The organism is uncultured Veillonella sp. (assembly GCF_900545205.1).
GTDB lineage: Bacteria > Bacillota > Negativicutes > Veillonellales > Veillonellaceae > Veillonella.
Genome location: NZ_UQYC01000073.1, coordinates 1 through 8,148 on the forward strand (window position 1 = coordinate 1; position 8,148 = coordinate 8,148).

Below are 8,148 nucleotides of genomic sequence, written 5' to 3' on the forward strand. Positions count from 1 at the left end.
AGAGCATGGACATGAAGGAAATCCTGAAATCGGGGATTGAACAGGCATTACAAGATACGATTAACAGTGGTGGCTTACCAGCTGGTGAATATCCAGAAATCGTTCTCGAAGTGCCACCTCAAAAAGAATTCGGTGATTTTTCTACAAACATTGCGATGCAATCCGCTCGTGTAGCTCGTCAAAATCCTCGTGCTATTGCTGAGGCTTTGATTAGCCATATGAATTTTGATTGGCTTGAACGCGCTGAGGTTGCTGGTGCAGGTTTCATCAATTTCTTCTTGAAATCCGATATGGTGTACGACACATTGAAAGCCATTTTGAATGCTGGTGATCAATATGGTGTACAACCATTGCGTGCGCGCGATACGATTCAAGTTGAATATGTAAGTGCGAACCCAACAGGTCCTTTGCATGTAGGTCATGGTCGTGGTGCTGCATACGGTAGTGCTCTTGTCAACTTGTTGCGTGCAGCAGGTTACAACGTACAATCTGAGTACTATATCAATGATGCGGGTAACCAAATCGATAACATGGCTATCTCCATTGAGTACCGTTTCCAAGAGTTGCAAGGTGCTATATTAGTATTCCCACCTAAGCGCAACGAAGACGGCTCCATGCCTGACTTTGATATTCCAGAAGGGGCTCTCGTATTCCCTGAAAATGGCTACCGTGGTCCTGATATTATCGAGACTGCAAAAGCTATTGCAGAACGCGAAGGCTTCGATAAATTAAATGCTATGAACGAAGCTGATCGTGTAGCATTGTTTAAAGAAGAGGGCTTAAAAGAAAAATTAGCTCGCTTAGAGGAAACATTAAGCAATTTCCGTGTTACTTTCGATAATTGGTTCTCTGAACGTACTGTTCATGAAGCTGATGAAATTCATCACTCCGTAGAGGCGTTAAAGGCTCTTGGCAAAGTGTATGAAAAAGACGGTGCATTGTGGTTGAAATCTACTGACTATGGCGATGATAAAGACCGCGTAGTTATTCGTGATAATGGAGTTCCTACATATTTAGCGGCAGATATTGCATACCACCGCAATAAATATGATCGTGGCTTCAAAGAAATGATTGATATTTGGGGCGCTGACCATCATGGTTATGTATGCCGTGTAAAAGCTGCTATGGCTGCTTTTGGGTATGACCCAGATAAACTAACAGTATTATTGTTACAAATGGTAGCATTGTTCCGCGATGGACAACTCGTTAAATTATCTAAACGTAGCGGTGATAGCGTTACATTAGATGAATTGATTGAAGAGGTTGGCGTAGATGCATCTCGTTACTTCTTCTTGATGCGTTCTCTAGATAGTCAACTTGATTTCGATATTAACTTGGCTAAATCTCGTAGCAATGATAACCCAGTATATTATATCCAATATGCTCATGCTCGTATTCACAGCATTTACAACCAAGTGCGTGAAGCAGGCATTGCATTTGGTGATTATAGTGAAACTGATTTCACAACGCTTACAAGTGAAATGGAATTAGAATTAATTAAAAAATTAGCTGAATATCCAGAAGAGGTCGTTCAATCTGCCGAACATCGTGCACCACATCGCATTGCTCGTTACTTATTCGATTTGGCAAGCATGTTCCATTCCTTCTACCGTCAAGGTCGTATCATTGGCGTAGATCCAGCGTTGCAACAAGCTCGTCTAGGATTAATCACAGCGATTGCCCTCGTACTTCGTCAAGGCTTGGGTATTTTAGGTATTTCTGCTCCGGAAAAAATGTAATAGGTGGGAGGCATCATGGCAACTAAGTATATTTTCGTAACTGGCGGCGTTGTTTCTTCTCTTGGTAAAGGGATTACAGCAGCATCCTTGGGTCGCTTGCTTAAAAACCGCGGTTTCAATGTAACGATTCAAAAATTTGACCCATACATTAATATTGACCCTGGTACGATGAGCCCTTACCAACATGGTGAAGTATTCGTAACAGATGACGGTGCTGAAACTGACCTTGATTTGGGTCACTATGAACGCTTTATCGATATTAACCTTAGTAAACGTTCCAACATTACAGCGGGTAAAGTGTACTGGTCTGTAATCAATAAAGAACGTAAAGGTGATTACTTGGGCAGCACTGTACAAGTAATTCCACACATTACAAATGAAATTAAACAAAATGTATACCGCGTAGGTAAAGAGGATAATGCTGATGTAGTTATCACTGAAATCGGCGGTACTGTAGGTGATATTGAAAGCTTGCCATTCATGGAAGCTATCCGCCAAGTGAAAAAAGAAGTAGGCCGTAACGATGTACTTTATATTCACGTAACATTGGTGCCTTATATCAATGCTGCAGGCGAATTAAAAACTAAACCTACACAACATAGTGTAAAAGAATTACGCAGCATCGGTATTCAACCAGATATCTTGGTATGCCGCAGTGAAAAACACATTTCTGATGAAATGAAAGAAAAACTTGCTTTGTTCTGCGATGTAGAACCAGAAGCAGTTATTGAAAACCAAACTTGCAGCTCCATCTATGAAGTGCCATTGATGATGCAAGACCAAGGTCTTGATGACATTGTTATCAAAAAATTAGGTCTTGAAGAACGTCCTTGCGATATGACTGAATGGAAAGAAATGGTTCATAAAATCTTGAATCCAAGCAAAGACATTACAGTTGCCATCGTTGGTAAATATGTAGCATTACACGATGCGTATTTATCCGTAGTGGAAGCATTAGATCATGCAGGTATCGCTACAGGTACTAAAGTGAACCTTCGCTGGATTGACTCTGAAGAACTTGATGATACATCTGTAGACCCTAAAGAAGTATATGAAGGTATTGATGGTATCGTTGTACCTGGTGGTTTCGGTTCCCGCGGTGTAGAAGGTAAAATCCGTACAATCCAATACGCTCGTGAAAACAATGTTCCATTCCTCGGTCTATGTCTTGGCATGCAATCTGCAGTAATGGAATTTGCTCGCAATGTATGTGGCATGGAAGGCGCTACATCTAGCGAATTCGACGAAAATGCTAAATACAAAGTAATCGATTTGATGAGTGATCAAGTTGATGTAGATAAAAAAGGCGGCACAATGCGTCTTGGTATCTATCCATGTAAAGTGGAAGCCGGTACAAAAACTCATGAAGCTTATGGTAAAGATTTGATTTATGAACGTCATCGTCATCGTTATGAGTTCAACAATGAATACCGTCAACAATTGACTGATGCTGGTCTTGTTATCTCCGGTACATCTCCAGATGGTCGTTTAGTTGAAAGTATCGAAGTGAAGAACCATCCATTCTTTATCGGTACACAAGCTCACCCAGAACTTAAATCTCGTCCGAATAATGCGCATCCACTATTCCGTGGCTTCGTAGACGCAATTTTAGAACTTAAAAAATAGAGAATAGAAATGGGATCCATTTTATCCATTATAGGTATCTTTATATTAGCTGCTCTCAAGCTAGAGCAGTTTGTATATGGTAAATCTGGTAAAGAACAGTCTACAACAGGTCATATAGCGCGACGTGGGCTCGCTAATATAGCAGGCTTAATCGCCTTTGATCATTCTACGGTGAATAGTAAATCTGTTGTAGTAAAGAAAAAGAAGAAAGATGCTCAGAAATGAGCATCTTTCTTCTTTTTTTATTTATATCGAAAAAAGTTGGAAAAATATATCGATAAATTTAAAAATAACACTTGCAATATTGAATGATATTTGTTATTATATAGACAAAGATAGATATAGATTTGGTGATAAGTACACCGATAATAATATAACTGTTACATTTGAACTCAATGAAGGAGGACATAACATGTCTATTATTGGTAAAAAACTTCCTGAATTTACTCTAGATGCTTTCAAAAAACCTGAATTAGTAAAAGTTAGTACTGCAGATGTATTGGGCAAATGGTCCATCTTCGTATTCTATCCAGCAGACTTCACATTCGTTTGCCCTACAGAATTAGAAGACGTACAAAACTCCTATGCAGAGTTGAAAGAACTAGGTTGCGAAGTTTACTCCGTATCTTGTGACTCTGAATTCGTTCACAAAGCATGGTCCGATGCTTCTCCAAGCATTAATAAAATCGAGTACTACATGTTAGCGGATAAAAAACATGAATTAGCTGACTTCTTCGATGTATTCCAAGAAGAATCCGCTATGGCTTACCGTGGTACGTTCGTAGTAGATCCTGAAGGTTTCGTTCGCACAGCTGAAATCCATGACATGGGTATCGGCCGTTCTGCTGAAGAATTGGTTCGTAAAGTACAAGCGGCTCAATTCGTAGCAAAACATGGTGACCAAGTGTGCCCTGCACGTTGGAAACCAGGTAAAGACACATTGAAACCAGGTCTTGATCTCGTAGGTAAAATCTAATTTAGAAATCAACCTAAAACGCTAGAATAATCTAGACAACTCCTCAAATGACAAAACGGGCGCGCATCGTTTTCCTGACGATACGGTAAGTCCCAATACCTGATGAACCCTCTCCAATTCATCATGGTAAACCTCATATAACAAACTACAAACTATACGCAAAAGGACTGGCCTTCGGGCTGGTCCTTTTGTGTTATATACCTATTTTTATATACTTAGAATTGTGTATTGATTTTAATCTATTTAGAGGTAATAGATTAGAAAAAGCTTTGCTAGAAATAAAGTAAAATATCGTATAAACCTTATATCTTGAAGGTTTTTTAATATCCCTTTATGAAAGTAGGAAATAAGTTCTTGCATTTTTGAATTTAGTAGTCTATAATGAAATTAATTCCTAGTGATACACAAGGTTTTATAAATAGAGTAGGATAAGTGCTTTATAGCATGGGGTGTGTTAGCACTAACTTTTACAAAGAGAGGCAAGATATATGAGGATTTCCACAAAAGGTCGCTATGCATTGATGGTTCTCATCGATTTAGCAGAGCAGGGTCAAGATAAACCGGTTTCCTTGCGATCCGTTGCAGAACGACAAGGTATATCTGAGAAATACCTTGAGGGGATTGTGGCTCGTTTGGGTGCCGCTAACCTAGTGGATAGTATTCGTGGCAAATACGGAGGCTATCGCTTATCTAAAAGCCCTAAAGAGTATACTATTATTGAAATTTTGCTCGCCACGGAAGAGTCCATGGCTATCATCTCTACTCTTGATGAAGGGGTGAGTACTGATACAGTAATCAACGAACGTACTGTTGGTTTCTGGGCAGGATTACAAAACTATATTCATGATTATTTAGAAAACGTAACTCTTCAAGATGTAATTGATGGAACTTACGCTAAGCTTGATACAAAATATGACAATTGGGATGGTTCTATTTAATAAGGAGTAACTATTATGTCTAATATTGCAAAATCTTTCGTTGAATTAATTGGTAAAACACCTTTGTTGGCAGCTACACGTTTTGGTAAAAAATATGGCGCAGATGCAAATATTTTTGCTAAATTGGAATACTTTAATCCAGGTGGCTCTGTTAAAGATCGTATTGCTGCAGCAATTATTCAAGCAGCTGTTGAATCTGGTGAATTACAACCAGGTGGTACAATCGTAGAAGCTACATCTGGTAACACTGGTATCGGTTTATCCGCTGTTGGTGCTGCTCTTGGCTATAAAGTTGTAATCGTAATGCCAGAAACAATGTCCATCGAACGCCGTAAATTGATGCTTGGCTATGGTGCTCAACTCGTGTTGACTGATGGCTCTCTTGGCATGAAAGGTGCTATTGCAAAAGCTAAAGAAATCGTAACAGCTACAGCTGGTGCCATCGAGGCGGGTCAATTCGTAAATCAAGCAAACCCAGCAATTCACTATAAAACAACTGGTCCTGAAATCTGGCAAGATACAGATGGTACAGTAGATATCTACGTAGCTGGTGTTGGTACAGGCGGTACTTTGACTGGTGCAGGTCGTTATTTAAAAGAACAAAACCCTGACGTAAAAATTGTGGCTGTTGAACCAACTGATTCCCCAGTATTGTCCAATGGCAAACCTGGTCCTCACAAAATCCAAGGCTTAGGCGCTGGCTTCATTCCTGATACTTTAGATACTTCTATTTATGATGAAGTAATCCAAGTAACTAATGATGATGCATTTGCTACATCTCAAGCATTTGGTCATACAGAAGGTATCCTAGTTGGTATTTCCTCTGGTGCTGCTCTTTGGGCTGCTCAAGAATTGGCTAAACGTCCTGAGAATAAAGGCAAAAACATCGTAGTAATTCTTCCTGATACAGGTGAACGCTACTTGTCCACTGCATTATTCCCAGAAGTATAATAGAATATGATTGGTGAAAGCTGTGAATATGCTTTCCTAATAGAGCAAAGCCCCTCGGTAGAGGGGCTTTTTCTAATGTTACAATTTTATATAAGAAAAAGGAGCTACTAGGTAGCTCCTTTTTTGTTATGGTATGTATTTAGTTGTTATTATCTACCGTTTTTAACGATATTGTCCATCCAGTTGAATAATTCGTCTAAATCGTAGTCGCCAGAATGGTCTACATCAAATGGTGTTGCCATATCTACGTTGTAACCAAGGTTTTGAGCACGTGTACCTACGATCAATGGGATAGCTACGGATGTATTGCTATCAGCTGTACCATAGCGGATACGATAGTAGCGTGCATTTGTCGCTGCTGGAGAACCGAGATAGTTCATGGGGTTCATCATAGTAACGATTTTAGCATTTTCTACGTATACATCTTGGTTAGGTGTTGTATCGTGTAATGCAGCAGTAATTGTAAAGTGATTATTATCTGTTGAACTTGTACCGAATAAGTTGTTCTCGCCAGAGTCATTAGAACGGGAATCGAATGCACCTGGTGCTTTAGAACGGCTTACAAATTGGTTGTAAGCTTCCCAGTTAATGTCTTTGATTGCACCTGTTTTGCCATCTCGTACAAGGTATGTATGTTTAGATAAATCAGTACCTTTAGCTTGTGCTTTATTAGCTGCATCAATGATGAAAGCTTTCACATAATTTTTGAAAGTACCATTGCCATTCTTATCTAGTTTCAATACACGACCCATAGCATCATGCAATTGTAAATTATTTACATATTCAGGGAAGTGTTCACTAAGTAAGTTGGAGTATGCTACATCATCAGCATTCAAGTTCACACGTTGCATTGTGCGTTGTAGCGGTGCTGTGTTACCAACTACATTGGCTTGAGGCAATTCGCCTTGGCCCATTGTTACTTTATTGAAAGAAGTGATACCTTTATAGCTCCATTCATACGCCATATCAGCCGCATCAAGGTTTGTAATAGGTGCATAGGCAGAAACTGCATATACATTGGTTGCTGCTGTAGCAGCACCTAATGCTTGTAAATATGGTTGGAAGTCGGAGTTATTACCAGCAGCACCTTGTAACAAGGATACGGCACCACCAGCACTTGTACCGTTTGTGATAATACGGTTTGCATTACCTGGCATTGTGGAGTCGTTAGCATGTAAGTATGCTGTGGCAGCTTGTAAGTCAACGATTACAGCTGGAGCTTTACCGATGAAGTTGCCATCGGATGCTTTGTTTGTTCGACCACGTGTAGCTGGGGAAGCTACTACATAACCACGAGATAATGCGTAAAGAACACTGTTAGGTTTGCCATTCTCAACTTTAGGTGTCATAGCTTGGCTTGGCATGTAACCACCTACTGCATTTGGCATAAAGATAGGGGCTGTTTGTGTATTGTAACCATTTACAGTGCCATTATTAAAGTACTCTTCCGGTACATAGATATTCATGTACTGTTGATCGATATCGATAGGATTAGCCACGTAAGGGATATATTCGAAGGCACGATATTTGATTTCCTTATTATCTACTGTAGTAGACAGGGACTCATAATTTTTCGCATCGAATGCAAGGCTAATCTTTGCAGAAGAATCAGCTTGCAATGGTGGTTCCATTGGCTGAGATAGAATATTTTTCTCTTCTGTTACAGCAGAACCCTTTGTGGAAGCTTCATTACGAGCATCTACATAGGATTGAGGCAACTTGCTTTCTTGAGCTTTAGCAGCAGCTTCAGCTTTAGCCTTAGCTTTTGCTTCTGCCTCAGCTTGAGCTTTAGCAGCTGCTTCAGCTTCGGCTTTAGCTTTTGCCTCAGCCTCAGCTTGTGCTTTAGCCTTAGCCTTAGCCTTAGCTTCTGCCTCGGCTTTAGCTTTTGCCTCAGCCTCAGCTTGTGCTTTAGCCTTAG

7 protein-coding genes are annotated in these 8,148 nt (G+C 39.9%); 6 read left to right on the top strand and 1 reads right to left on the bottom strand.

The features are described from left to right. The first annotated feature begins 5 nt into the window (after positions 1–5). The 6 genes from argS to cysK all read left to right on the top strand — a co-directional run bounded on the left by argS (position 6) and on the right by cysK (position 6,230). Positions 6–1,739, top strand: coding sequence for an arginine--tRNA ligase (gene argS / locus QZR70_RS07540; protein ID WP_295794242.1), 1,734 nt, complete (start codon positions 6–8; stop codon positions 1,737–1,739). A gap of 15 nt (positions 1,740–1,754) precedes the next feature. After that, positions 1,755–3,365 carry a CTP synthase gene (locus QZR70_RS07545; protein ID WP_105089765.1) on the top strand — a complete coding sequence of 537 codons (1,611 nt, stop codon included), beginning with the start codon at positions 1,755–1,757 and terminating at the stop codon, positions 3,363–3,365. Between the two features lie 9 nt (positions 3,366–3,374). Then, positions 3,375–3,590, top strand: coding sequence for a hypothetical protein (locus QZR70_RS07550; protein ID WP_295794236.1), 216 nt, complete (start codon positions 3,375–3,377; stop codon positions 3,588–3,590). A 187-nt stretch (positions 3,591–3,777) separates the two neighbouring features. After that, a complete protein-coding gene (gene ahpC / locus QZR70_RS07555; protein ID WP_105089763.1) occupies positions 3,778–4,341 on the top strand; it encodes an alkyl hydroperoxide reductase subunit C in 564 nt (187 codons plus the stop codon). A 488-nt stretch (positions 4,342–4,829) separates the two neighbouring features. Beyond that, positions 4,830–5,279 (top strand): Rrf2 family transcriptional regulator, encoded by a 450-nt coding sequence (locus tag QZR70_RS07560; protein ID WP_004698292.1) that lies wholly within the window; start codon positions 4,830–4,832, stop codon positions 5,277–5,279. 15 nt (positions 5,280–5,294) lie between these two features. Beyond that, positions 5,295–6,230 carry a cysteine synthase A gene (gene cysK / locus QZR70_RS07565; protein WP_005385347.1) on the top strand — a complete coding sequence of 312 codons (936 nt, stop codon included), beginning with the start codon at positions 5,295–5,297 and terminating at the stop codon, positions 6,228–6,230. A gap of 149 nt (positions 6,231–6,379) precedes the next feature. Here the strand turns inward: cysK and QZR70_RS07570 are convergent. After that, positions 6,380–8,148 (bottom strand): subtype B tannase (locus QZR70_RS07570; RefSeq protein ID WP_295794240.1); only part of this gene is annotated, 1,769 nt, incomplete at its 5' end.

Excerpts from the sequence above, each read along its gene's own strand:
- argS (WP_295794242.1), top strand. The coding sequence starts at position 6 with ATGGACATGAAGGAAATCCTGAAATCGGGGATTGAACAGGCATTACAA.
- QZR70_RS07545 (WP_105089765.1), top strand. The coding sequence starts at position 1,755 with ATGGCAACTAAGTATATTTTCGTAACTGGCGGCGTTGTTTCTTCTCTT.
- QZR70_RS07550 (WP_295794236.1), top strand. The coding sequence starts at position 3,375 with ATGGGATCCATTTTATCCATTATAGGTATCTTTATATTAGCTGCTCTC.
- ahpC (WP_105089763.1), top strand. The coding sequence starts at position 3,778 with ATGTCTATTATTGGTAAAAAACTTCCTGAATTTACTCTAGATGCTTTC.
- QZR70_RS07560 (WP_004698292.1), top strand. The coding sequence starts at position 4,830 with ATGAGGATTTCCACAAAAGGTCGCTATGCATTGATGGTTCTCATCGAT.
- cysK (WP_005385347.1), top strand. The coding sequence starts at position 5,295 with ATGTCTAATATTGCAAAATCTTTCGTTGAATTAATTGGTAAAACACCT.